Here is a 24,340-nt window from a genome sequence, read left to right on the forward strand (position 1 = left end):
GACGCACCTCGCTTTTCTTACCTTAGGACTCTGATTCCAACTACATACAAGACCACCAGCACCCCAAGCATCACCCCGGCTACCACCAGTGACCCCAACGTGACGTTCTGTGGGTTCCAGACTACCGGTTGATGTTCGCCGGTTTCGTTTTCGCTAGCCGCCTCATTGCGCATGCGTCGTGTTGTTTGCACCGCCGCATGCCCTACGTGAGTGAAGCTCTCCTCAAGCCCCTGCTCGAGCCCGCGCGCTTGCTCTATTACTAGGTTTGTCGCGCGGCCCGCCACCTCATAGCCTTCGTCGAGCATGTCGTCTAACTTCTTGACGCGGCGGAGAACACTATGGGACACACTGCCGCTCCTGTCGTAGAGGTCGCAGATGCCGCCCTCCACACGCGTAACATAGCTACAGCAAAGCCTAAGGAAACCTTGATACACAGGGCGATAGAACACCGCCTCGACAGACAGCCACCAAGGCACAGCGCCCTCGCCAAACCGATAGTGGCGCGCCGCTAGGAAAATTAGTACCCCAAGGGCTACAGGAATAGCCACCGCAACATACGAGCTCGTAGTCCACAGCTTTACGCCAGATAGCTGCTGCATCATTACGCCAAAGTCGACTACGGTGCTCGCCGCACTCCTGGCCATTAGGCCAATGAAACGCTCCGGGAACAAACCTATCGCCACGATACTAGCCGCAGTAAGGCCGAGCACCGCCGGGATAGCTACGCCTTCCTTGGTTCCCTGCGTTATTTGCCCTCGGTTCGCGCCTAGGAACACTCCGTAGTAGAGCTTAACGAAGTACGCGGCCGTCAAAGCTGAGCCCAGTATAAACAGCCATACAGCCCAAGTCAGGAGCCCTTCGCCGTGGTACGAAGCAGCCTTCTCGATGCCGTACTGAATAAGTTTCTTGCTGCCAAACCCGCTAAAACCGGGGACTCCAAGGACGGCTAGGGAGGCAATCAAAGTCGTAACAGCCGTAAAGGGCAATACCTTTGCCATGCCCCCAAGTTTGCCTAGGTCGAGTGACTGGGCGCGCAGGTACACCGACCCCATCATCATAAATAGCCCCGCCTTAAACACAGCATGATTAAAGGCGTGAAACACGGCGGCGGTGTAGGGTAGGCCACCCTTGGCGCCTAAGTATGCGGCACAGCCGACGGCGAGCATCACATAGCCCATCTGACTGATACTGGAATAGGCCAAGAGGCGCTTGACGTTCCTCTGCAACAAAGCCATAATCGCGCCGCAAAGAATCGTGAGCAGGGCTACCCAGATAAGTACGAAGCCAATCTGCTGTGGGATGGCGGCGGTTGCCTTCGCCGGAACCGGCAATGACAATGTAACGGTAAGAACGCTCAGGATGCCGTAGAAGCCGGTCTTGCCCATCACGCCCGAAAGCAACGCCGTGCCGGGGGCAGGCGCCACAGGGTAGGCGTGCGGTATCCATACGTGCAGAGGAACCAACCCTGCCTTGACCCCAAACCCAATGAGAAACACTAGCGCTACCACATACGGACTGATTGTTCCACCCTGCAGTATGTCAAGCACCGGCACAATGTCTGCCGTACCTGTCGTCCAAACCAAGAGCAGAATGCCAAGCAGTAACACCAGCCCTCCGGCCACACCCATGTAGAGATAGCTATCGCCTGCGCGCATAGCTTCGTCGTCTTCGTCGTGAATGACAAGCGGATAAGCGGCGAAAGTCATGATTTCAAAGAACAGGAACAACGTAAAGTAGTCTCCGGCCAGAAACACACCCAAGCAACCGCTGAGGCTCACCAAGAGGAAGCTCGAAAAGCGCGTCTGCGAGTGACTGCTCTGCATATAGCTCACGGCATACACCGTGATTAACGCCCATAGCCCTGCTGACAGTAGGGCAAAAAGTGTACCTAGGTCTGTCGGGCGAAAGCTAAGCCCGTAATCGACAAGGCGGAAGAAGACGAGCTCTAAGCGGTGCGGGGGATTTAGGACATAGACTGCTCCGGCAGCAGCCACTGCCGCCAAAGCAGAGGCAATCGTTATCGCGTCGCGCAGTCGCTGATTTCGGCGGCAAAGAAAGACCAGAACTGCACCAAGGAGGGGCAGCAGTATGGGCGCGAGGAGCAAGAGGTCTAGCGAACGCACATCTCTGTCCTCCCTATTTAGCTAAGAAAAGGGCGTCTGCCGCTCTCTCGGCGAGTTCTAGGGCGATGTTATAGGGCAGTAGGTCGATGACGAGAATAACGAGGCCGAGGACGACCATAGGCACGAGCATAGCCCAAGGCACTTCTGGCCGCTTAGCTCGCGCCTGTTCTGCGTGCGCTAATCCTTCACCAAAGAAGGCATTTTGAATAAGTGGAAAATAGTAAATGAAGTTCATTAGTGAGCTAAGCAAGAGCAGCATGACAAACGCAATGCTGCCTGCATCAAGCGCGCCGAGTGCTAACTCCCACTTAGAAACAAACCCGACTAGCGGGGGCACACCGACCATCGAGAGAGCGGCTACCGTGAAGACCGACATGGTGACGAGCATACTTCTTCCCATGCCTACCCACTCTGATACCCTGCGCTTGCCAGTGCGATAGATTACAGACCCTGCCGCTAAGAACAGGCTCGACTTCATAAAGGCATGGGCAAAGATATGAAATATCGCTCCAATTAAAGCCCTTTCCTGCAGCAACCCTATACCTAGGAGGATATATCCCATCTGCCCGACGCTTGAGTACGCAAGCCGGCGCTTGATTTCATCTTGGGTGATAGCCACAGCCGACCCAAGGAAAACCGTTATAGCCGCCAACCAGACCAGTAGATCGTTCCACCCCGTGCGTTGCACCATGTCTAGACCAAAAATCTGGTACACGACGCGGATAAGCCCAAACGCACCGGTCTTAAGCATCAAGCCCGAAAGCAAGGCGCTAGCAGGACTAGGTGCTACCGGATGCGCTTCCGGCAGCCACACATGCAAGGGCACCATACCCGCCTTAATGCCAAAACCGACGAGAAAGCCAAGGAAGGCCAAGGTAGTGAGGCCGGTTACCTCAAGCGGCAGGCCGCCGGAAGTAAAGGCAACTGTGCCTGCACCCTGAAAGATGGCCATAATCGCAAACAGCAAGGCCAGTCCGCCGATAATAGTGAGAATAAGATACCTGTAGCCCGCGCGCATTGCTTCCGCGGTCTCTTCGTGGATTACCAGCACATAGGCCGAAAGCGACATCACTTCAAAGAACAAGAAGAACGTGAACAGGTCGCCGCTTAGGACAACGCCCATAGCGCCCGCTAATGTCAGCACGGAGAAAGGGTAGTACCTGTTTTTGGCATGCTCCTTGACCATATACGCGGTAGAGTAAATCGTGACTGCCAACCAGACAAAGGAAACTACCGCCGCCACCAGAAACGCTAAATAGTCCAAGCGAAACGAAATGCCAAGCGGAGGCAGTAGCTCCGGAAACTCGGCAATTAACGTTGTATCGGCCATAATTACATGATAGTGCTGTGCCACGAGCAGAAAAGAAGCTAGGGCCGCCAATACAGAAAGGCCGTTACGCAGCTGCCAAGAGCGGCGTTCCACGGCGTAGATAACTATAGCCAGGAAAAGCGGCACGAGTATAGGCAAAGTTAACGACCATGAGGTAGGTTGCATAGATTGGCCTCCAATTTATCTCACGAAGAGATGAGCTGTCTGGCGTACCAGAGGAACCATCAGTGAAGGGAACAAACCAAAGAAAAAGACCATGCCCACCAGCACGGCGATAGGTGCCAACACACTCATAGCCGGTTCTTTAACTTGCACCTCGCTATCGCTACCAAAGAAGGCGGAGATGATTATGGGAAAGTAGTAGGCTGCGTTAAGCAGGCTGCTGATGAGGATAAACACGGCGAAGATCATCATATCCGCGTCAAGTGCCCCAAGCGCCAAGTACAGCTTTGAAATGAACCCAGCCGTACCCGGGATGCCCACCATGGACATTGCGCCGACAGCGAAAGCCGCGAAAGTAAGCGGCATCCTGCGTCCTAGGCCATTAAACTGCGACAGCTTCTTGATTCCGGTCTGGTGGATTATTACCCCGGCGGTTAAGAACAAAAGAGACTTCATTACGGCGTGGTTAAGGATGTGTAGCACACCGCCTTCAATAGCGCGCTGACTGAACAAGCCAAACCCTAGGAAGATATATCCCACTTGCGCTACCGTGGAAAAGGCCAGTAAACGCTTGACGTTATCCTGTACCATGGCAAAAACCGAGCCTACCATCAGCGCGCCTGTCGAAAGCGCCAAGAAAAGGTGTCGTATCGGCAACAGCGCAAAGATTTCAAGCCCTAACGCTAAGTAGGCAATCCGCATAAGCGCAATGATGTAAACCTTTACGACTAGACCGCTGAGCAAAGCGCTAGAGGCGGTAGGGGCGTTAGAATGCGCGTCGGGCAGCCACACATGCATAGGGAAGAGGGCGGCTTTCACGCCGAATCCTACTACCATTAGGCCTATGGCAGTCAGTAGATTTAAGGGGTACTGTGTTGCTGTTATGGTCAGCGTAGCGCGAATGTAGTCCATATTGAGATGTCCGGTGATCATAAAGATTAAGGCTATAGAAAAGAGCAGTCCTCCGGAACCTAGGGCGCTTAGGACTAGGTAGCGGAAGCTCGCTTCCACGCTCTCTTTAGTGCCCTTGATGGCGATAATGGCGATAGCCGCGAGCGAGCTAATCTCGATGAAAACAAAGAGGTTAAACAAGTCCCCAGCCATTACCATGCCCTGCATCGCCGCAGTAAGGAGAAGGATGAGAGTGAAATATGCACTGTTGTTGCGCACCTCGCGCGGGCCACAGACGGCAAACCAAGAAATAATGAGAGATACGGTGGCAATAACGAGGGAGGAAAAGGCCGCGAAAACGTCCACCCACACCACAATTCCATATGGCGCCGGCCAGCCGCCCACGGGATACCTGAGTGTGCCCTGCGCTAAGACCTGCATCGTCATACGTAGGGCTAGGGCAAAGGCCAACAGGCCTGCGCCCAAGAAGACCGCATTTACGGCAGACTCGCGCTTACCAAAGAGCGGAGTAACAAAGGCGGCAAGGAGCAAGACAGCGACAATAAGTACAGGCGCATGTGTCACACTAGGCATGTCGTTTACTCCTTAGGGCGATAATCTTGTCTGCGTCAATTGTGCCATACTGCTTATGCAGGAGCACAACCAGAGCTAAAGCGAAAGCAGTGAAACTTACGGAAATAACTATACCTGTAAGAATAAGTGCTGAAGGTACGGGGTTGACGTACAGCGTGACGCCTTCTTTGAGAATAGGCGCCTGCCCGCCGCGAATATAGCCAATAGCGACAAAGAACAAGAACAGCGACGTGTCCATGATGTTCATCCCCATGATTTTTTTAAGCAGGTTGTTGTGAGTAAGCATAGTATGAAAGCCAATAATAAAGAGCATTACAGACGTTAAGTAGTAGATGTTCATCCATAGTCGCTCAATGATGGCCATCCGGTCCTGCGCCCCCTTCCAGCAGTTCTTGGAACAGCGTAAACACCGTGCCGGCGACCTTTGCTCCGATGCCTAGTGTCACCAGCAAGATCATGCCGCTGCTCCAGAGGCGACCCGGTTCCCCGGTCGGAAATACTCCCTGGTTGGTAAGGAAGTGTCGTCCTACCAAGATACCCACAAGGCCCGCGCCTACGTAGATTAGTGCTCCGCCTACCTCAAACAGGAGCGATGTCTCGTGCTTTAGGCGGTGCTTCTTGGCCGTAAACCGATAGACTAGGCTATAGAAGATAAAGCTCGCGCCGATGATGGTGCCGCCGGAAAAGCCCCCACCTGGCGAAAGGTGGCCGTGAAAAAGAATGTACGCGCCAAAGAGCTGCGTGGCTGGGATAAGCACTCTCCCAAGCATCTCTAGAATCATGTCATGCATGTTCGTACCCTCCGTAGAGCGCGGCCCCTACAGCTACGACCGCCACAAACAAGACGGTGGCCTCGCCTAAGGTGTCGTAAGCGCGGTAGTCGATGATAATCGCGGCGATAGTGTTAAGTGCACCGGTATCGCGCACACTATCGGATAGGTACTTCTGCATAATGCCTTGGTGAGCGGGAGCGCTCGCGTCGCCATACAGCGGCATCTCCGCAACCATCAGCGTCAGCAGCACGCCGATGCCAAGCAAAATTATTACGGTTATGGTCTTTCTCATTCTTCGTGCCTCCCGGTGCGGCTGATGGCGGCAAGAAACAAGAGCGAGGTTGCCCCGGCACCGATGGCGGCTTCAGTAATGGCGACGTCAGGCGAATGCAGCTGTTGCCAGATAATGGACATGACCATGCTGTAGGCACCGAAAATAATCGTCGCGCTGAGCAGGTCCTTAGTGCGCGCCACGACTATAGCACAGACCACCAGAAATGCCAACAAGAGGACATTAATTGCCGCTAGCATGCTTGTCCTCCCTTCGCGTGCGGTAAACGGCTCGCGCCATATAATGCGCCGCTGCCGGGGTTGTAACCCACAAAAAGACAATAAGCAGGATGACCTTAAGCACAAGGTATACGTTGCCGCCCTCAAAGAATGTTAGGCCGACCAATACCAGTCCGGCACCCAAGGTATCACATTTTGTCGTAGCATGCATGCGCGAGAGCGCGTCGGGGAAGCGCAGCAGACCGACCGTGCCGGCCGTGAAAAAGAACAAGCCCGCAAAGAGAAACGCTGTGCCAATAAGGGTTGCGATCATAGTTTCGTACCTCTCATACGATGGTGCCCCGTTCGATGTAGCGAGCCACTCCTATAGTTAAAAGGAAGCTTATTAGCGCGTAGACGATGGCGACGTCAAGGTAATACGGGACTTCATGAAAAATGTAGCCAATGAGCATCAGCACGACTACCGTTTTTGTGCCGATAACGTTAATCGCCACAACTCTATCAGCGGGCGTCGGGCCCACAACTGCGCGATACAAGGACGCGAAAGTGAGCAACATGAGCCCTAAACACGTAACCAAAAGTACGGTTCGTTCCATTAATGTCGCCTCTCTATCTCTGCCAGCAAATTCTCGATGTGCCAGCCGGCAAGTCCGGCCGCGGCGCCGTCCGTCAGGGCATGTACGACGAAGTTTCCTTGCGCCGGCGCTTCGACCGAGATTGTGCCCGGCGTCAGGGTAATGCTGTTCGCCAGGAATACGCGCATCATCGGCTCCTTGAGCTTGCTCTCGTGCGTGACAAACTGCGGCTTTATGTCTAACTTGCGCGCGAAAGCGAGTTCGGCAACTTGCACGGAGGCCTTGATGACGTCAACGATTAAGTACCTAACATAAGTCAGCCAAGCGGAAAGGTTTGTACGGCTGATGTGCAGGTCATTGGTGAAACTAAGCAGCAGGTCGCGGTTAACAAAGGTTACTAACCCCGCCACCAGCCAACCGGTAATTACAGACTGAACATCAAAACTTTGCGCAAACAGCATCCAAAGCAGGAACAAAGCCAGAGTCCAGCCGAATAGTCGAGTATACCGCGACACAAAAATCCCCCCACAAAGTTAAGAGCTACCACCAACATGACGGCAGCCCTTATAGCTCACTCTGTTCTCGCGCGTCTATCCTACCTGTTAGGTGCCTTTTCTAATGCATCGATGACTGCTGACACAAAGCCTTCACTCGAGCCGGTCGCGCCCGAGACGGCGTCAACTTCTGGGTCTTGCTCGCGGATTACGGCCTTAGCCAGCTCCACGAAGGCGGGATTAGCATACTCCGGCGTGTCTTGATGGGCCAAAACCCTGACACTTTCCACTCGGCCGGACTTGACGGTGACTAAAACTCTAACCGGCCCAAACAAGCCGCTTCCTTCACCCTGATACTCGCCGTCAGGAATAGTCGCGAGGTCGCGCACAAATCTGTCGACCGGAACAGGCGGCGCTGCGCCTAGGACGTGCTGTCCAAACATGAGCAGTGCATTCCTCACCCCGGCAGTTACGCCACGTACCGACAATGTCGCGCCGGAGATGGCTTGGACATCGCCTCCCACCGCCAGTGGGTCGCGCGCCGTCTTGCCGGTGAACTGACGCAGAAACGCCGAGGCCGCTACCCGGTCTCCGATTCCCGGCGTCTCGCGGTGCCCGGTAATGCGCACGCCCTGCGCCGCTCCGGACATGTCGACTGCGACTAACAGGTTGATAGGACCTGCGTAGCCGCTACCGGCGCTCTGCATTATTGCTCCCACGGGCTTTCCGTCTTTAGTGGCTAGAAAGAAGGTGACACCGTCACGCGTTGTTTCCTCGAATCTGTCGGCGACAGGCAAAAGATCGCCGAGTGCCCGTTGTAGCTCAGCTTGTTTGCGCTCGGCTATGACGACGCTAGTGACAGAGTGAGTGGCCGCTAAGGCTGCTCCCGCAATAGCGCAGATTAGAGCGAGTGTGACGCTTAGCTTAAAAACTTCCCTCATGTGTAATCCCCTACCTCGGTGATTGCTTGACTATTTCTTTGCTTATTCTAGCACAGTGTAGCCCCTTAACCAAGAGAAAGATGTCCGCGCGAGTAAAGCGCCAAAAACTCTCGCGCTGTGCGCTCCCACGTAAAAACGCGACTGCGCAAGAACCCGGCCTGTGCCATTGTCTTCTGTAGCATGGAGTTTGAGATTAGCGCGAGCAGCCCGTTAGCCCACGCCTTAGCGTCAGCAAATTGGCGAATAAAATGTCCGGCTTGCGGTCCTACCACCTCGGGCACGCTCCCGCGCAGGCTAGCCACAACCGGTAGCGCCGTGGCCATTGCGGGTAGACAATCGTGTCCCGCCGCGGCGCGGTCTTGTGTCGGGTAAAGGAACATGTCGGCCGCTCGATAGATTTTTGGCTGAAGAGGGGTGCTGCCAACGACCAAAATCTTAACGCGGCTCAGTTCTGTGCCAAGCGGACAATTTTGCAGTAGCTCCAGCCCTTTTGGGTCATGCGCTGTGTGGGCCAACAACAGAACCTTCTCGTCCGGCTCCACTTCCCAGAGCAGGCGCTGCTTTTGTCGCTCCCGCATAAGTCCTCTATCGCCGTGTGCGGGAAGGAAGACCGACCCATCAACACCGGGGTAAACGACGTTCACGCGCAAGCGCAAGCCATAGAACCTCCCGATAAAGAGGTTCTTTAAGAAGAAGCTATGGACGACTACTTGGTCGACTAAGCAGAGCGACAGGCGCAGGTCACGGCGTGAAATTGCGTCTTGGGCAAGGGGCCGCAGCGACTGCAAGTGGAGCAGCACATAGCCTTGATAGGTTTGGCGTAAGGCGGGCACTAGCCACGGGCAGTTCTCAACGTGCACTGCTGTCGGCCGCGTTTCCCGAAGTACCTGTCGCAGCACTTCCGCAGAAAAAACGAGCGGCCAACGGTATAGGCGTATTCCGAGCACCTCCGGTGCTTGCATGCCGGCCGGCAACAGGATCGATACCTCTATTCCTTGGCGCGACAGCAGTGCGGCCACCGTAAAGACTGACGGATGTGACTCGTCCACTTCGAGCGTCGAACCGTCCGGCGGCAGTACATATAGAACTTTCACCCTGCACTCCCCCAACGCGCACTTTACCTCAGTGTACGCAGGTGAGCGGTGGGCGGTGAGGCGCGAGCCGCCAGGAAATTGTCGCTTGTGGCTTGTCGCTTGTGGCTTGGGGAGAGGCTTTAGGCTTGAGGCTTGAGGCGTTAGAAGAACGGGCTTTGAGCTTTGAGAGCACGCTCTGTCTCCACGAAGTGCGAAGTGCGAAGTGCGAAGTGCCCGTCCTCTGCGGAGCACGAAGCACGCTCTCTCTACCAGCAGCCCCCATCTTCATAGGTTACTAAAGATCAAATAAAGCCCTACGCCGACAAACAGCAGGCCGGCTACGTACGCGCCATAGTCCCAGTAGCGACTTAGACCGCGCCAAGCGCGGAGGGCTCCCGCTGCGCTTCCCACAAGCAGCAGCGGCACGCCCTGCCCTATCCCAAACGCAAACAGCAGTAGCCCACCCGTATAGATGCGCCCGGAGGCCGCAGCAACACCGACGATGACGCCAAGTACTGGCCCCGCGCAGGGTGACGCTGCAAACCCAAACACCAATCCCACTATGTAGGCCCCGAGCAACCCATCCGTGCGCAGAGGAAGCTTACTAATGGCGGAAACAGGTAGCTGAATGAGCTGCATCAGACTAAGTCCCATCAAAACCAGCACTGCGCCTAGCAAGAGCGGCAGAAAGTCGGAGGTGATGCCAATCATGCCGCCTAGGAGGGCTGCTACCACCCCGAGCCCCGTAAAGGCGCTGGCCAGCCCGAGGATTAGACAGAGCACAAGGAGCAGGCTACGGCGCGTCTTTATGCCCTTAAAGACGCCTACATAGCCCAAAACCAACGGCATCATCGCAATGATGCAGGGAGAGAGGCTAGTTAATACCCCGACTGAAAATGCAGCCAGCAAGGCCCAACCAAGCTGCCCCGCCAGTATGTTCTGTAGCGTTTCCAGTGCAATCATGGGTCAAGCCCCTGCAGCAGAAACTGCCGCAGTGTTTCCTTAGACATACCCCCGACGCGTTGCTGTTCACGCCCGGTTGCGGAAATCATCACGAAGTGAGGGATAGTCCGCACGTTGAAGCGCAGAACGAGCTCCCCCGTCTCCCTTTCCGTCGTATCCGCGACAACAAAGGCGACCTGTGTGCCAAACTCGGCCTTAAGTTCCCGCACCGCGGGATACATTATTACACAGGCGCGTCAAGTGTCCGCGGTAATCATAACGAACACCGGCCTGCTCTCCGCTATCGCGCGCTGAAACGCCGTAAAGGGCTGGCGGGTCTTTAGGTCGTCGCCGCCACCCGGCCGAGCCAGAAACCAGGCCACGGCTGCGACGAGCAAAACAAGTACCAGAGATACGCTACGTTTCACTCTTATCGCCCTCCCAGACATCTGCTAGGATGCTTCGCTCAAGGCGCCTGTCCCACGCCGACCAGCGCTCGCCAAGCGAAAGGGTCTCGTTAATTATCTTGTCGACCTGAGCTAGTCTGCTACTGGTTAAGTCGGCTAGGTGCAGTGCCACGGCGTTAGCGGTTTTCGGTTCCTCAGGCGAGCCCCATTCCCGCTGGCCGTGGTGACTAAGGACGAGATGCTTTAGTTCATCTCGCAGGGCCGTCGGGAAGGCGGGCAGGCCCTCTGTCAGACTTCCGATTAGCTCTGCTCCCAGCACCACATGGCCGATGAGTTTGCCTCTATCTGTAACTTCAAACCCAAAGGCGCGCGGCTCGTATTCCTCGGTTTTAGCGGCGTCATGAAAGATTGCCCCTGTAAGCAGCAGGTCGCGGTTTAGGCGTGCGCCTTGCACCTCTGCCATGCGCTCGGCATAGGCTATGACTTCTAAGGTATGCATAAGGAGCCCACCTACATGGGCGTGGTGTACGTCGCGACCGGCAGGTGCCTGCTGGAAAGCATGCTGCACGCCAGGCAGCGAAAAATAGCGTGACAATAAATCCCGCAAACACGGGGTTTTGATGTTCGACATAATCGCCTCTAGTTCGCGCCACATTTCGGCAAGCGGACGCGGCGGAGGAGTAGAAAAGTCAAGGGCGTCAACGTCTGCAATGTTCGCGCGCGCTATTTCCTCGATGTAAATCTGCTTGTCGCCGCGGTAGTCTTGTACGCGACCTGACACCCATACGATGTCGTCTTTGCGGTAGGAGTTGTCGGCCACAAGGGCTTCGTTCCAAGCTACCGCAGATACTCGACCTGTACGGTCGCCAAGGGACAAAACCATGCCGCAAGTGGGCACACCGTTCTTAGTGTAGTTGACAAGCCTTCTTTCGATAACAAAGAAATGGCTCTTTACCTGTGTGCCCACAGTTAAATCTTTGGCGTATATCTTTTTCACCTGATAACCTGCATCTCCTTGCCTACAGTGGCAAACGCATCGAGTGCGTAGTCGAGGTCAGCTTCTGTGTGTGAGGCCGAAATCATGGCGCGAATGCGCGCTTTACCCTTAGCGACGGTCGGGAAGCCGATCTTGGTGGCAAATACTCCCCTCTGGAATAGGCGGCGACTCATTTCGCCTGCGACCTCGGCCTCACCTAGCATCACCGGCGTTATGGGCGTCTCGCTGCTCCCAATGTCAAAGCCTAGGTTACGCATGCCTTCTTTGAAATAGCGCGCATTACTCCACAAGCGCTCTACCGGCTCACCGCTCGCGGTAAGGATTTCGATGGCCTGCTTCGTGGCCGCCACATCAGGTGGAGTGAGGGCCGAGCTAAAGAGGAAGGGCCGAGCGCGCTGCTTTAGGTACTCGATCAGCCGAGCGCTCCCCGCAGCAAACCCGCCGATTGTGCCGATAGCTTTCGAGAAAGTGCCGACTTCGACGTCAACCTGCCCATGCAAATGGAAGTGGTCGACAATGCCGCGCCCGTTCTCGCCGAGTACCCCTTCGCCGTGGGCATCGTCGACCATGGTCATTGCCCCATAGCGTTTGGCGACGGCCACGATTTGGGGTAGTTTGGCTATGTCTCCGTCCATACTAAAGACGCCGTCGGTAATTACTAGAACTCGCCCGGCACCGATGCCCTTAAGTACCGCTTCAAGCGAATCCGGGTCATTGTGCTTATACACCTTAATTTCGGCGCGGCTTAGGCGTGCTCCGTCGATAATGCTAGCGTGGTTTAGCTCGTCGGAGACAATGGTGTCGTCCTTGCCGACTAAGGCGGGAATGACCGCGAGGTTAGCCATAAACCCCGATTGCAGCGTAAGCGCAGCCTCGACGCGCTTAAACTTGGCTACTTCCGCATCAAGCTCAGCATGCAGGCTCATAGTGCCGGCGATGCTGCGCACTGCCGACGGGCCGACGCCAAACTGAGCTATTGCTTCTATGGCTGCCTGCCGTAGCCGCGGGTCGTTGGCAAGGTTTAAGTAGTTGTTGGAGCATAGGTTGAGTTTCCTTTGTCCACCGATTACAATCCATGCGCCCTGCGCACTTTCTATTACCTTGATGTCGTTGTAGAGTCCGCTGCTTTTAAGCTCCTGCAGGATTTCGTCAATGAAGTGCATGTTGTCTTGCATGTGGGACCTCCTTGCTTGTTGGTCGCTTGTGGCTTGTCGCTTGTCGCTTGAGGAGAGACTTTAGGCTTTAGGCTTTAGGCGTTAGAAGGACGGGCTTTGAGCTCTGAGCTTTGAGCTCTGACCGAAGGAAAGCCGGGTGCTACCGCGACACCGCTCTACTGAGCACTGGTCACTGAGCACTGGGCACCCCTACTTCCTCTCTTTACCCGACAAGTGCTTTTCATAAATGGTTTCTTTGAGCTCCTCGGAGCGCAAGCTACGCCAGTCTACTTCGGTAGAACCGCGTCGGGACGCAGGGTCATACTTCAGGGAGAGCTGTTCGGCTAAGAATGTCAGCACCATGCGATGCAAGCTTTCGTTGCGCTTTTCGCGCGAAAGATGACGCGTCACCCTAACCTCCGCGCCGGTCTGTTCGGCCACGGTGCGACGCACGGCATCCTCAGGCGTCTCGCCCTCTTCCACGTCGCCCCCAGGCAGTGCCCATACGCCCCCCGGCGGTCTAACCATAAGTACATGATGGCCGTTAAGGACAATAGCTTGAACGTAGATTCTGCGATAATCCATGTTCGTCTCCCCTTTCCATCATCTTCTCTAAGCTTAGCATACCAGAGGGCGTAAGGCTGTGCAACGCGCCGCGCAAGGCGCGAGGAGACTGTCGCTTGTCGCTTGTCGCTTGGGGAAGCGCTGAGCGGTGAGCTGTGAGCTGTGAGGGTGCGCCGTGGCAATCATGAATCAGGAATCGTGAATCATGAACTAGGGGGCGGGATCAGGCTCTAGGCTTTAGGCGTTAGGCGTTAGAAGCTTTGAGCGGTGAGCTGTGAGCTTTTTGCCACTGCGACACCGCCCTACTGGGCACTAGGCACTGAGCACTGGGCACTCCATCAACCCCTCGTCCTCCACGAAGTGCTAAGTGCCAAGTGCAAAGTGCATCCCCACAACACTTGAACATTCCCCTCCTTAGGTTTAATATATCGTTGTATGCGTAAAGCGGGAGAATCATGCGCAAAGCTGAGCAAAACGCTACCAAAAGCATGGGAAAGCAGTTTAAGGCACTTTACGCGACCTAGCGCAGCATTAGGACGGACGATAGGAGGCTCTCGGGTTGAGCACTAAAAAAGACATCGCGCATATGGCACTTCTGCGCCGACAGAGCCGCACACCACTCTTTGACGCGCTGCGCAACTACGTGCGCGAGGGCACGCTCTCTTTCCACGTCCCCGGCCACAAACACGGCAAGGGGCTACCGGAGTTTACGCGCTTTGTCGGCAAGAATGTCATGAACATTGACCTCACCATCATGCCTGACCTCGACAGCATCTACAAGCCGCATGGGCCGATAAAAGCAGCACAAGACCTCGCCGCCGAGGCCTTCGGTGCAGACTACGCCCATTTTCTCAGCAACGGCACGACCGCAGGCATTCACTGCATGTTGATGTCTACCTTGCGCCCGGGCGACAAGTTTATCGTACCGCGCAATGCCCATAAATCCGTGATTTCAGCGATGATTTTAACCGGGGCTGAGCCTGTATACATCCAGCCCTACGTGGACAACTACCTAGGCGTAGCCATGGCCATTACCGCCGACGAAGTACGCCAAGCACTGCGCCAACAACCCGACGCCAAGGCCATATTTGTTATTAACACGACCTTCTACGGCATGGCGCCGGAGCTAGAGCGCATTGTGGAGATTGCGGAGGACTACGAGATACCGGTGCTAGTTGACGAGGCTCACGGAGCCCACCTTAAGTTCCATCCCAGTCTGCCACTGTCAGCGATGGAAGCTAAGGCGGACATGGCTGCCCTAAGCACGCATAAGCTCCTTGGCTCCATGACCCAGAGCTCCCTGCTACTCACGCGGGGCGACCTGATAGACGCCCAGTATGCGAAGACGACCCTGAATTTGACGCAGACTACCAGCCCAAGCTACCCGCTATTGGCCTCGCTAGATATGGCGCGCAAACAGGTCTTCTTCCGCGGGCAAGAAATGCTTACACACGCCATTAACCTCGCGAACTGGGCGCGCTACGAAATCAACAATAACATCCCCGGCCTCTATGTGTACGGCAACGATATGGTCGGACAGCCGGGCTGCTATGAATATGACCCTACTAAACTGTGCATAAACGTGAGAGCCTTAGGCATCTCCGGCTTTGAAATGGAGCGCATCCTGCGGCAAGGGTTCCACATTCAAGTAGACCTCTCCGACCTGTACAACGTCCTATGCGTAGTCTCGATTGCGGATAGCAAAGAAGCCGTGCGCACCCTCGTGCATGCCCTGAGCGAGATTGCGCGCAAATACCAAGTTCAAGACGTGCGCGAGCAGCCCATTGAGCTGCCGCCGCTCCCGGCACTTGCCTATCTGCCGCGCGAAGCCTTCTATGCCGAGACTAAGCGCGTGCCTTTAGATCAGGCTAAGGGGAAAATCGTGGCCGAGATGCTTATGGCTTACCCTCCCGGTATTCCGCTTATCTGTCCGGGAGAAATCCTAACCGAAGAGATTATCGACTACGTGCGCATGCTCGAAGAGGCAGACGCACAAATATACGGCACCGAAGACCCTAATGCGGAGTATATAAAGATTGTGAGGTGAGTGGGAATCATGAATCATCAATCGTGAATCGTGAACTACTGGGGCTCTCAGCTTTTAGTCGCTAGGCATTAGGCTTTAGGCTTTAGGGGCAGGCTGGAAGGTGGCAAGGTTAAAGGGGTACCGGGCACTACCGCGAGATCGCCCCACTGGGCATTGGGCACTGAGCACTAATCTACGAAGCACGAAGCACGAAGCACGGAGCACGCGCTCCCCTCTCCTGGCGGCCGGCGGCTGGCGGCTGGCAGCTCCTACCGCTCCGCGGCATGCGCCAAAGCATTTAAAAAGCGCTTCAGGCTAATCTTGCCGCCATATGGCGCGCTGTGCTCCACGTGACGCATTTCGCGCCGTACCTCGGCAAAATCAAAGAATGTGGCAGCGTAGTTTTCAAAGCGAGGGTGCGCGTAATCCTCGAGCCCTAGCGCAGCGAGGTGATGCAGAGCCGACTGCACGGCTCGCCGCATGCGCTGTTCAGCCGCTTTTTGCGCGGTGAGGCTATCGCCGGCGATATGTAGAAGCAAGTCTTTCATGGAAAGGGTGTCCCGTGTGCGGGCGCGCGCAATAAACAGGGCCGCGTCTTCTAGGTCGCGTGCGCCGGATTCTGCCCCAATGCCTAAGTCGTGTAGCAGCGCCCTGATTTTTAGCCTTGTCTTATCTGCAACATCCGCGCTTGGCTGAGAAGTCGAAACCCCAAGCTCGGCCATCGAGCGGTAAATACTACTTACCGTGCGCTTAAGGGCTAATGTTTCGCACACTTTGGCCAGGACGGCGCGCACTTCGCGCGAATTTATTGGTTTGTGGATAAAGAAATCGATGCCGGCTTCGTAAGCAGCCTCTACCATTACCTTAGCCTGTACCTGGGAGATCATCACAAAGGAAGGGCTGACGGCGCCGGACAGGAGACGCACCAGCTCGATGCCGTCCATATCGGGCAGCAGCAAATCGACCAAGACAACATCTACGGCGGTAGAGAGCAGTGCCAGACGTGCTTCTTGCCCGGAACTAGCCGAGCCCGCTACCACGCCTAACCCGCTGTCTTGGATTATCTCCTGGAGCATACGCCTGACGGCAAAATCATCGTCGACTACAAAGAATCGGTATTGCACGCTACCCCCCCTATCCTTCGGATGAGTTCGCCAGCGGTATTTTCACCGTAAACGTGCTGCCCTTCCCGGGCTCGCTGTGCGCGGTAATCTCGCCGCCCTGTCTTTCCACTATCGCTTTGACTTGGGCCAGACCTAAGCCTGTCGAAGCCTGCCCCGTAACGGGGTTAAATTTCGTCGTGTAGCCCGGTTCAAAGACTACACCTAGGTCTGGTGCGCTTATTCCTTTGCCGGTGTCGCGCACGGCGATATATAGACTCGCGTCGGACACCCGCACATCTAACCACACCGAACCTACCTCGGCTATGGCTTCGATGGCGTTGCCCATCAGGTTGTTGATAACGGCTAGGATGCGATGGTATTCCGCGACTTCAGCTTGCCCGGCAATGGAATAGTGGACAGCAACCTCCTTGCCCTGCTCCTCTGCTAGGGCTTGGTTTGCTTTTACCGCTACTTCCGCGAGCGTAGAGAGAGCCAGTGTCTCGCCTTGGCTTTCCCTAACCACGACATGGCGGAGGCGCGCCGCGAGGCGCGCAAAGTCTTTCTTGGCGTCGTGGATTTCTCGCGCCACCGCCAAGGCAGCATCAGCGTCTTCGACGCCGGCGGCTCTTAGCTTTTTGTACAACTGGTGGCTTTGCACCATGACCGTTTCCACGTGCGCTAGTGTGTTTTCAAGATAGAGCAGCTCGCCGGTTACATCCGAGGTCAAGAGCAGGAGGCGGCGAAACTCGCGCTCTTTCTGCTCTTGCCCGATGATGACCTCGCGCTGTCGCCACGCCGTGAAAGCAAGGCCGGTTAAGGCTCCCCTAACCAAGGCCACTAAGCCTAGGAGATAGAACATCGGTAACACGTCGCGATTAGCGAAGTCGCCTCTCACCAACAGCTCCCCGATGTTTGCACCCATATCCAAAAAGGCCAGTGCCCAGACAATATCCAGCCCTCCGCTGTTTAGCCCCTGCCGCCAAAGCGCCAGCCCTACTCCAAGCAGAAGATAGAAGACTCCGGCCGGATAGTGCTGGTCTAGGCCGTGCAGAAACGGGACATCTGCCAACAAGAAGCCGGCTCCGGCGCGAAAGACGGTGACGGCTACGCCTGTCGTCAGGCCTGCGACCGGACGACTAAGCCGCTCCTCCATAAGTAAATAAAAGCAGAACACACTCACCGCTAGGCTAAACCTAAACCCGGTGCCAAACGGGAAGAAGCTGAAGTTGCTCACAAAGACCGTGAGAAGTGCGAGATACGTCAGCGACTTGGTGTTCAGCCAGAGCAGAGGCGCGCGCATCTGTGCTTTTAGGTTCCGGACACAGCTAATGACCCTATGTAGAGCGACGGCGCGCCGATGGCCCCTACGCCAAAGTCGAGGTCGTCGGCAACCGCTCTCACGTCAGAGAGCATGGCAAAGAAATTGCCCGCGACTGTAATCTGATTGACGGGACGCGCAATTTGCCCGCCGCTGACTAAGTAGCCATAGGCCGAAAGCGAGAAGTCCCCCGAAACAGGATTAGCTCCGGCATGGGTGCCTTGGATGCTGGTGATGACTAAGCCTTCGCCCATCTGTGTAAGCAACTCCTGGAAGCTGTGCCGACCCGGTGCGATATAGAAGTTGCTCGGCGCGACGCCGACAGGCGCGTTGTAGGCAGCCTTATGCGCGTTGCCGGTCGAGGCGGAGCCGTCTTTCTTGGCTGTTTTTTGGTTGTGTAGCAGCGTGTTAAGTATGCCTGCTTCTACTACTGCTTTCTTCCGCGTCGGGAAGCCTTCGGCGTCAAAGGGGGCTGCATTAGGGCGCTCCGCGAGGTGTGGGTCATCCACAATGGTCACAATATCGCTCATAATCCGCTGCCCTACCTTGCCTTTGAGCAAAGACATCCCCTTCTGCGCGGCATCCGCCGAGAAGGACGAAGCGAACGTAGACAAAAAGGCCTGCGCCACGTCTTTGCGTAGCACCACAGGGTAGCTGCCGGAGGTTACCGGCGCTGCGCCTAGCAGTGACAGCGCTTCTTCGACGGCTTCCTTAGCCACCTTGGCCGCATCAAAGCGCGAGAAATCGCGGGCCGCCACAAAAGCATAAGATTGCTTGGTGTCCTGACCCTCTTTGACTACGGCCGAGATGTACCCGGCGGCAAAGTTGTCGCGGTGACGCAGTTCTAAGCCGCGGGAGTTCATAATCAGCGTTTCCCCGGCAGTGTCGCCTACGGAGACTTGTGCGGTAAACACCCGATTGTCTAGCGCGTAGGCCTGTTTTTCGACGTCTTTAACCCAAGCGATTTTTTCACCGGCTACGACTTCAGTCAACTGCGCGCTGAAGGCATCAACTAGCGCATACTCCGCAGGGGCGGCCCCGGCGAAAATCTCTTCGCCCTCATCGCTGTCCATGATGTCTGCATTATCCAAAGCGTCCTTAAGCAGCGCCTCTATCCCCTCGGCGGCGAAATTCTCGGTAAAGGAGTAGCCCATCTTGCCGTTGACGAGGCCGCGGAACATCAGGCCGCGCGATTCTGCCAGCGTGTAGCTGTCAATTTCAGTCTTAAATACGCCCACGCGGAACTGATTGCGTGATGACGCATATACCTCCATATCGCCAAAACCGAGAGCGCTGCCCTGTGCGAAGAGCTCACGTGCGAAACTGCGTACGTCCACTTACTTGTCCCCCTTTCTTCCGCCTACGGTAATCTCTGACACGCGAATGGTGGGCTGCCCTACATCGGTAGGAACACTGCCACTCAGCGAGCCGCACATCCCTTGTCCGCACGCTAAGTTATTGGCCACCATGTCAACGCGCATTAACACCTCGGACCCCTTGCCAATCAAGCTCGCTCCGCGCACTGGCTCCATGATTTTGCCGTTACGCACCATGTAGGCTTCATTGACAGCAAAGTTAAACTCGCCTGTCGCCGGGTTCACCGACCCGCCGCCCATATAGCGGGCAAACAAGCCGTACTCCGTGTTGGCAATAATCTCTTCCTTGCTGTAAGGCCCGGGCAAAATAAAGGTATTGGTCATACGCGAAGTGGGCGCGAATCTATAGGACTGGCGGCGGGAACTGCCGGTGGCGGCAGCGTGCATGCGGCGCCCGTTTAGCATGTCAATGAGATAACCCTTAAGAATCCCGTTTTCGATTAAGAGATTGCGCTGTGTGGGATGCCCCTCGTCGTCGACGTTAAGGCTGCCCCAGGCATTGGGAATAGTGCCGTCGTCTACCGCGCTGACGACGTCTGAGGCAATTTTCTCGCCTAGTTTGTCGGCAAACACAGAGGTCTTCTTGGCTACCGACGTGGCCTCTAGACTGTGCCCGCAAGCCTCGTGGAAGATTACGCCGCCAAACTCGTTGTCGATAATTACCGGCATGCGGCCGCTCGGCGCGTAATCGGCATGAATCATCGTGCTGGCAATGCGGGCTGCCTCGCGCGCGTATGTATCGATGTCAATCTTGTCGTAGAACTCAAATCCCATATGTGCTCCCGGTGCGTATGTGCCGGACTGCTTTTCCGCACCCTTGGAGGCAATGGCGGTAATGCCGGTGCGCGTGCGCACGCGGCGATCCTCAACCAAGAGGCCGCGGGAGTTGGCGATTTGCACATGTTGGTCTTCGTCAAAGTAGCGCACGGAGACCTGCGAAATAACCGGGTCGTACTCCTTAGCCATCTGATAGGCGCGCGTCATCAAGGCTACTTTGCGCTGTTTGTCAATAGTATCTGGCAGTGTGCGGATTAGATTAACCGAAGGGATACTGCCCTTCAACAGGTTCATGCACAAGGTGTCGCTTACTCCCGGCAACGCCTGTGCCGCATCGACGGCGACTTTTACTAGGTTGTCGCGGCTGTAATCGTTTGTATAGGCGTAGACGCAGTTGGTGCCCTGAAAGATGCGGATGCCTACCCCATATTCGCGACCGGATACGCTGCTGTCGATTTTCCCTCCGACCATCGATAAGGTGTTGCTGAAGCGGTCTTCCACAAAGACTTCCGCGAAGTCGCCCCCGGTGCTGAGGGCCGCAGTAATGCAATCTTCCAGTAGGGTTTTCGCAAGCACAGTCTCCATCCTCCTTCGTTGAATTTAACGTCTAAGGAACGCCGCGATACGCTCTAAGCCGGCGGCGAGGCGTGGGTCCGGCGTGGTCAGGGAAATGCGCCAGTAGCCCTCGCCAAAGCGTCCAAAACCGATGCCGGGTGAAACGATAACGCCCTGCTCGGCCAAAAGCTGCATGGCAAACTCCTGGGACGAGGCAAAGCCGGCCGGTATGGGCAGCCAGACATAGAGCGAAGCACGCGGCACCGGGCACGGCAGGCCCATCTTGCCGAGCGCGTCTATGACCAAGGCACGCCGCGCCTCATAGATGTTGCGCATGCGCGCGATAGTGCCGGTAGGGTTCGCTAACCCCTCCATGGCCGCAAACTGTATGGCGGTGAACTGACCGCTATCGGTAGCCGTCTTGACCTTGCGTAACGCGGTAATAAGCTTCTCGTTCCCGTAGGCAAAGGCCACCCGCCAGCCCGTCATGTTAAAGGGTTTTGAAAGCGAGTTTAGTTCAATGCAGCAGTCCATAGCGCCGGGTACCTCCAGGATGCTTGGGGCCACAAACCCGTCGAAGGTGATTTCCGAGTAGGCGTTGTCGTGGCAAATCACGATATTGTGCTGTTTTGCGAACTCTACCGCCTTGGCAAAGAAAGATAACTCTGCCGTAGCAGCCGTGGGATTATTGGGGTAGTTAAGGTACATGAGAGACGCACGCCGCAAGATATCTGGCGGGATGGCGCTAAAGTCCGGCAAGAAGTTGTTCTCCGGCAGCAACGGCATGTGATAGGGTTCGGCATTTGCCAAAATCGCCGCCATTTCATACACGGGATAAGCCGGGTTTGGCACCAAAACGACGTCGCCCGGGTTCGCTACCGCCAAAGCAAAGTGGGCGATGCCTTCCTTAGAACCGATAAGCCCTACTAGCTCGCGGTCTGAATGCACGCTTATGCCAAACCGCTGCTGTAGCCAAGTGGCGGCGCTACGGCGGAAGGCGGGGTCCCCGTCGTATTCGGGGTATTGGTGCGTAGCGGTTCTATTGCGCACGATATCGACAAAGGCCTCTACGATAAAGTCAGGCGTCGGCACGTCGGGGTCGCCTACGCCAAGGTTAATTAGGTCAACGCCGCGTGCGCGCGCCTCCCACTTGAGGCGGTCAATCTCGGCAAACAGATACTTAGGCATGTTGTGAATGCGTTCTGCTATGTGCATGTGTTTCCTCCTTTAGTGAACGTGGTGAAGTGCTCAGTGCTCAGTGCCTAGTGCTCAGTGCTCAGTGCCTAGTGCCTAGTGCTCAGCAGAGGTAAAGGTGCAAGGTAAAAGGGGAAAGGGTCCCACTGCGACACGGCTCTACTGGGCACTGGGCACTGGGCACTCCCTCTACTAGGAGCAAGGAGCGAAGCAAAAAGCTCCGTCCCTTTCCTTTTGCTTCCTTCATCCTCGCCTGGCCCTTGCCACAGCTACATGTGCTTGCGTTGCTAGGTACTGTGCGGTAAGGTCGTGAAGTTCGTTCAGGAAGGCGGCGCACACGTCGGCCGAAAGTCCGTCTACGGTCGGCTCGCGGCGTGCCGTGCAGCCGTCAACCACACCTGCCTCGCAAAGACTCGTTAGCAGAGCCTGCTCCTCCGCCGCAGTAGGCAGTAGATTCTCATTCTGCAAGACTGACAACGCGGCAATCAGCGCGTAGGCTCCCCAATTGCTCACCCCCGCACAGACGACAGACTGCGCGTCGCTAGCGGCCGCGATAGATGTGCCATTGACAGCCGTGGCAATACGGCGTCCGGCGCTCCCGCAGCCAAGTTCATTGCCGCCGTCGCCGATGGCAATGGTATAGATGCCTGCGCGCTCTGCGGCGGACAGAGCTGCATCTAGCATCGGCACATGCTGCGAAATGTCTATCCCGCGCATATTGCGGCACTTCCCGTCACTGCCTTGGCCTGGATACTCTAAGGCCACAAACACTTGGCAAGGATAGTCCTGCCAGAGGTCACTGGGCACCTTTCCGGGCTGCAAAGCGACAAACTGGGAGCGCAAGGCTAGGTTGCCGCGGCATACCGCTATGGCCTCGCGCGCGCTCACAGCGCCGAGGATATAGACAGCCTTGCCTAAGCGTTCTAGAGCTCGCGCCAAAAAGGCTGCTCCGGGCGGTCCGTCACTTTCGACCGCTTGCGCGGACGGGATGTAGAACCCTGTGGCGATGGCGACGGCTTCTGCTTTTCTTAGTCGCTCGGCCGCAATGGCTAGTGTTCCCGGCCTCTGTTCCTGCGCTAACCCACGCTGCCCGGGGTCTTGCCGGAGGTGCCATTCTAGTGCTGCGAAGTGCCCCATAGTTGCCTCCTGTGACAATCAGAATTGCGGCAATAGACGCCGCTGTGCCTCTAAGAGGTCGGCTACCAGTAACTGTGCTATCTGTTGGTTAGGCACCAACGGGTGCATGCGCATGGCTTCAACTGCGAGTTGACGGTCGCCTTTTAAGGCCGCCGCAACATTTAAGGCTTCGGCTCGCTCCACGCGTACAATTAGCTCCTTTAGGCCCGCGTCTAGCTCCCCCGGTACCGGCAACAATCGCGCTCCCTCGCTACTTACGTGACTTGGCACCTCGACAATAGCCTCTGTCGGCAGCCACGCAATTACTCCCTGATTGCGACCGTTTACCACAAGGCGGTCGTTGCGCCTAGCTTCCATGCTGGCGATTACCTGCACGGCTAAGTCACCGTGCCCCGGGACACCACGCCGCAAGCGCAGGCGCGGCTTGGGTTGCTCCGCTTGCTCACGGTAGTGACTGTACACAACGGGGAGTTTAAGCATCAGGTCTTGCGCTCGCGTCCGCTTTTGCCTCTGCTGCTCGCGGAAAATCTCCTGGGTATAGTAGTAATACAAGAGATAGGGTGAAGGTAGAACCCCGAAGCGCCGCAAAAGGCGCGCCATTCTCCCCACGAAACCGGGGACATGCGCTAGCGGGCCGCTAAGCGACCGTAACCAAGGCAAGACGTCGCGCCCCTTGTAACGCGCGGCTGTCAACGCGCCGCAGTGGTTTACGCCGACGTTATCTATGACGAGCTGTGTCGGGTTGACGCGCAACAACTGCCCCAGCACTACCTGCATGCCGAAGGGCTCGTCGCAGATCGCCGTGATTTTGTCAAAGCCGCTGTCCAGCACGGCACGGGCTACCTGCCCGGTGGGATTGGTGTAATTGATAAGCCTTGCGTCAGGACAGAGGCTCTGCATACGGCGCGTCAGCTCCAGCATATAAGGAATAGAGCGCCAAGCAAAGGAGAAACCGCCCGGGCCGGTAGTCTCTTGCCCGATACAGCCGAGTCGCCGCGGTATCTGTTCATCGAGCGCGCGGGCTGCGAGGCCCCCGATGCGCACTTGTGACAAGACGTAGTTAGCTCCCGTCAGCGCCTCGTCGAGCAGCAAAGTGTCGGTTATGGTGTACTGTGCCCCCCGCGCCTCTACCATGCGGCGCGATAGCTTGGCGATTATGCTTAGGTTCTCGCTGTCGATATCCATGAGGCAAATCTCGGCCCCGGCGAGGACTGCCTCCTCCGCCAACAACCCTTCTATGATGCCGGGAGTAAACGCGCTAGCCCCGCCAATCACTGCGATCTTCACAACCGGAAACACCGCCTTCCAACGCTTTATTTCGCGA

Annotated in this window: 26 protein-coding genes; 1 reads left to right on the plus strand and 25 read right to left on the minus strand. The window is 56.3% G+C overall.

The window, feature by feature from the left end; all coding sequences use genetic code 11:
* Positions 1–17: 17 nt before the first annotated feature.
* The 18 genes from KGZ66_09030 to KGZ66_09115 all read right to left on the minus strand — a co-directional run bounded on the left by KGZ66_09030 (position 18) and on the right by KGZ66_09115 (position 13,551).
* Positions 18–2,123 carry an NADH dehydrogenase gene (locus KGZ66_09030; GenBank protein ID MBS3985728.1) on the minus strand — a complete coding sequence of 702 codons (2,106 nt, stop codon included), beginning with the start codon at positions 2,121–2,123 and terminating at the stop codon, positions 18–20.
* Positions 2,124–2,136: 13 nt separating this feature from the next.
* Positions 2,137–3,618 carry a hypothetical protein gene (locus KGZ66_09035; protein ID MBS3985729.1) on the minus strand — a complete coding sequence of 494 codons (1,482 nt, stop codon included), beginning with the start codon at positions 3,616–3,618 and terminating at the stop codon, positions 2,137–2,139.
* A 15-nt stretch (positions 3,619–3,633) separates the two neighbouring features.
* The gene (locus KGZ66_09040) at positions 3,634–5,100 is read right to left on the minus strand and encodes a monovalent cation/H+ antiporter subunit D family protein (GenBank protein MBS3985730.1); all 1,467 of its coding nucleotides are present in this window, start codon (positions 5,098–5,100) and stop codon (positions 3,634–3,636) included.
* On the minus strand, positions 5,093–5,440 hold the full coding sequence (locus KGZ66_09045) for a cation:proton antiporter subunit C (GenBank protein ID MBS3985731.1): 348 nt from the start codon (positions 5,438–5,440) through the stop codon (positions 5,093–5,095). The genes KGZ66_09040 and KGZ66_09045 overlap by 8 nt, the downstream gene beginning before the upstream one ends.
* A 10-nt stretch (positions 5,441–5,450) precedes the next feature.
* A complete protein-coding gene (locus tag KGZ66_09050; protein MBS3985732.1) occupies positions 5,451–5,891 on the minus strand; it encodes an MnhB domain-containing protein in 441 nt (146 codons plus the stop codon).
* Positions 5,884–6,165: a hypothetical protein gene (locus KGZ66_09055; GenBank protein ID MBS3985733.1), complete on the minus strand. Its 282-nt coding sequence runs from the start codon at positions 6,163–6,165 to the stop codon at positions 5,884–5,886. Before KGZ66_09055 ends, KGZ66_09050 begins: the two co-directional genes overlap by 8 nt.
* Positions 6,162–6,404: a DUF4040 domain-containing protein gene (locus tag KGZ66_09060; GenBank protein MBS3985734.1), complete on the minus strand. Its 243-nt coding sequence runs from the start codon at positions 6,402–6,404 to the stop codon at positions 6,162–6,164. The genes KGZ66_09055 and KGZ66_09060 overlap by 4 nt, the downstream gene beginning before the upstream one ends.
* Complete coding sequence (gene mnhG, locus KGZ66_09065) at positions 6,388–6,696, minus strand: monovalent cation/H(+) antiporter subunit G (protein MBS3985735.1); 309 nt, start codon at positions 6,694–6,696, stop codon at positions 6,388–6,390. Before mnhG ends, KGZ66_09060 begins: the two co-directional genes overlap by 17 nt.
* 13 nt (positions 6,697–6,709) lie before the next feature.
* Positions 6,710–6,979 carry a hypothetical protein gene (locus KGZ66_09070; GenBank protein MBS3985736.1) on the minus strand — a complete coding sequence of 90 codons (270 nt, stop codon included), beginning with the start codon at positions 6,977–6,979 and terminating at the stop codon, positions 6,710–6,712.
* The gene (locus KGZ66_09075) at positions 6,979–7,473 is read right to left on the minus strand and encodes a Na+/H+ antiporter subunit E (GenBank protein ID MBS3985737.1); all 495 of its coding nucleotides are present in this window, start codon (positions 7,471–7,473) and stop codon (positions 6,979–6,981) included. The genes KGZ66_09070 and KGZ66_09075 overlap by 1 nt, the downstream gene beginning before the upstream one ends.
* Before the next feature lie 80 nt (positions 7,474–7,553).
* Entirely contained in the window at positions 7,554–8,393 is an 840-nt protein-coding gene (locus KGZ66_09080) for an RnfABCDGE type electron transport complex subunit G (protein MBS3985738.1), read from the minus strand.
* Between the two features lie 65 nt (positions 8,394–8,458).
* Entirely contained in the window at positions 8,459–9,487 is a 1,029-nt protein-coding gene (locus tag KGZ66_09085; GenBank protein MBS3985739.1) for a glycosyltransferase family 4 protein, read from the minus strand.
* Positions 9,488–9,751: 264 nt separating this feature from the next.
* Entirely contained in the window at positions 9,752–10,429 is a 678-nt protein-coding gene (locus tag KGZ66_09090) for a sulfite exporter TauE/SafE family protein (protein MBS3985740.1), read from the minus strand.
* The gene (locus KGZ66_09095) at positions 10,426–10,650 is read right to left on the minus strand and encodes a hypothetical protein (GenBank protein MBS3985741.1); all 225 of its coding nucleotides are present in this window, start codon (positions 10,648–10,650) and stop codon (positions 10,426–10,428) included. The genes KGZ66_09090 and KGZ66_09095 overlap by 4 nt, the downstream gene beginning before the upstream one ends.
* Positions 10,651–10,665: 15 nt before the next feature.
* Positions 10,666–10,836 carry a hypothetical protein gene (locus tag KGZ66_09100; protein MBS3985742.1) on the minus strand — a complete coding sequence of 57 codons (171 nt, stop codon included), beginning with the start codon at positions 10,834–10,836 and terminating at the stop codon, positions 10,666–10,668.
* Positions 10,826–11,812, minus strand: coding sequence for an HD domain-containing protein (locus KGZ66_09105; GenBank protein MBS3985743.1), 987 nt, complete (start codon positions 11,810–11,812; stop codon positions 10,826–10,828). Before KGZ66_09105 ends, KGZ66_09100 begins: the two co-directional genes overlap by 11 nt.
* On the minus strand, positions 11,809–12,987 hold the full coding sequence (locus KGZ66_09110) for a glycine C-acetyltransferase (protein MBS3985744.1): 1,179 nt from the start codon (positions 12,985–12,987) through the stop codon (positions 11,809–11,811). Before KGZ66_09110 ends, KGZ66_09105 begins: the two co-directional genes overlap by 4 nt.
* Before the next feature lie 189 nt (positions 12,988–13,176).
* Positions 13,177–13,551: an NUDIX hydrolase gene (locus KGZ66_09115; protein ID MBS3985745.1), complete on the minus strand. Its 375-nt coding sequence runs from the start codon at positions 13,549–13,551 to the stop codon at positions 13,177–13,179.
* Positions 13,552–14,089: 538 nt separating this feature from the next.
* Here KGZ66_09115 and KGZ66_09120 point away from each other — a divergent pair.
* Positions 14,090–15,577, plus strand: a complete 1,488-nt coding sequence (locus KGZ66_09120; GenBank protein MBS3985746.1) for an aminotransferase class I/II-fold pyridoxal phosphate-dependent enzyme — start codon at positions 14,090–14,092, stop codon at positions 15,575–15,577.
* Between the two features lie 248 nt (positions 15,578–15,825).
* On the opposite strand, the gene KGZ66_09125 is transcribed toward KGZ66_09120, so the two are convergent.
* From KGZ66_09125 to KGZ66_09155, 7 genes are all read right to left on the minus strand, one after another.
* Positions 15,826–16,680 (minus strand): response regulator, encoded by an 855-nt coding sequence (locus KGZ66_09125; GenBank protein MBS3985747.1) that lies wholly within the window; start codon positions 16,678–16,680, stop codon positions 15,826–15,828.
* A gap of 10 nt (positions 16,681–16,690) precedes the next feature.
* Complete coding sequence (locus tag KGZ66_09130) at positions 16,691–17,959, minus strand: sensor histidine kinase (protein ID MBS3985748.1); 1,269 nt, start codon at positions 17,957–17,959, stop codon at positions 16,691–16,693.
* 8 nt (positions 17,960–17,967) lie between these two features.
* Positions 17,968–19,314, minus strand: a complete 1,347-nt coding sequence (locus tag KGZ66_09135; GenBank protein ID MBS3985749.1) for a TldD/PmbA family protein — start codon at positions 19,312–19,314, stop codon at positions 17,968–17,970.
* Complete coding sequence (locus tag KGZ66_09140; protein ID MBS3985750.1) at positions 19,315–20,706, minus strand: TldD/PmbA family protein; 1,392 nt, start codon at positions 20,704–20,706, stop codon at positions 19,315–19,317.
* Positions 20,707–20,730: 24 nt separating this feature from the next.
* Entirely contained in the window at positions 20,731–21,900 is a 1,170-nt protein-coding gene (locus tag KGZ66_09145) for an LL-diaminopimelate aminotransferase (GenBank protein ID MBS3985751.1), read from the minus strand.
* A 222-nt stretch (positions 21,901–22,122) separates the two neighbouring features.
* On the minus strand, positions 22,123–23,016 hold the full coding sequence (locus KGZ66_09150; protein ID MBS3985752.1) for a DUF4392 domain-containing protein: 894 nt from the start codon (positions 23,014–23,016) through the stop codon (positions 22,123–22,125).
* 18 nt (positions 23,017–23,034) lie between these two features.
* The gene (locus KGZ66_09155; GenBank protein ID MBS3985753.1) at positions 23,035–24,303 is read right to left on the minus strand and encodes a hypothetical protein; all 1,269 of its coding nucleotides are present in this window, start codon (positions 24,301–24,303) and stop codon (positions 23,035–23,037) included.
* Positions 24,304–24,340: the final 37 nt, after the last annotated feature.

The organism is Selenomonadales bacterium (assembly GCA_018335585.1).
Lineage (GTDB): Bacteria > Bacillota > UBA994 > UBA994 > UBA994 > UBA994.

Excerpts from the sequence above, each read along its gene's own strand:
- KGZ66_09035 (MBS3985729.1), bottom strand. The coding sequence starts at position 3,618 with ATGCAACCTACCTCATGGTCGTTAACTTTGCCTATACTCGTGCCGCTT.
- KGZ66_09040 (MBS3985730.1), bottom strand. The coding sequence starts at position 5,100 with ATGCCTAGTGTGACACATGCGCCTGTACTTATTGTCGCTGTCTTGCTC.
- KGZ66_09045 (MBS3985731.1), bottom strand. The coding sequence starts at position 5,440 with ATGAACATCTACTACTTAACGTCTGTAATGCTCTTTATTATTGGCTTT.
- KGZ66_09050 (MBS3985732.1), bottom strand. The coding sequence starts at position 5,891 with ATGCATGACATGATTCTAGAGATGCTTGGGAGAGTGCTTATCCCAGCC.
- KGZ66_09055 (MBS3985733.1), bottom strand. The coding sequence starts at position 6,165 with ATGAGAAAGACCATAACCGTAATAATTTTGCTTGGCATCGGCGTGCTG.
- KGZ66_09060 (MBS3985734.1), bottom strand. The coding sequence starts at position 6,404 with ATGCTAGCGGCAATTAATGTCCTCTTGTTGGCATTTCTGGTGGTCTGT.
- mnhG (MBS3985735.1), bottom strand. The coding sequence starts at position 6,696 with ATGATCGCAACCCTTATTGGCACAGCGTTTCTCTTTGCGGGCTTGTTC.
- KGZ66_09070 (MBS3985736.1), bottom strand. The coding sequence starts at position 6,979 with ATGGAACGAACCGTACTTTTGGTTACGTGTTTAGGGCTCATGTTGCTC.
- KGZ66_09080 (MBS3985738.1), bottom strand. The coding sequence starts at position 8,393 with ATGAGGGAAGTTTTTAAGCTAAGCGTCACACTCGCTCTAATCTGCGCT.
- KGZ66_09090 (MBS3985740.1), bottom strand. The coding sequence starts at position 10,429 with ATGATTGCACTGGAAACGCTACAGAACATACTGGCGGGGCAGCTTGGT.
- KGZ66_09095 (MBS3985741.1), bottom strand. The coding sequence starts at position 10,650 with ATGTATCCCGCGGTGCGGGAACTTAAGGCCGAGTTTGGCACACAGGTC.
- KGZ66_09110 (MBS3985744.1), bottom strand. The coding sequence starts at position 12,987 with ATGCAAGACAACATGCACTTCATTGACGAAATCCTGCAGGAGCTTAAA.
- KGZ66_09115 (MBS3985745.1), bottom strand. The coding sequence starts at position 13,551 with ATGGATTATCGCAGAATCTACGTTCAAGCTATTGTCCTTAACGGCCAT.
- KGZ66_09130 (MBS3985748.1), bottom strand. The coding sequence starts at position 17,959 with ATGCGCGCGCCTCTGCTCTGGCTGAACACCAAGTCGCTGACGTATCTC.
- KGZ66_09145 (MBS3985751.1), bottom strand. The coding sequence starts at position 21,900 with ATGCACATAGCAGAACGCATTCACAACATGCCTAAGTATCTGTTTGCC.
- KGZ66_09150 (MBS3985752.1), bottom strand. The coding sequence starts at position 23,016 with ATGGGGCACTTCGCAGCACTAGAATGGCACCTCCGGCAAGACCCCGGG.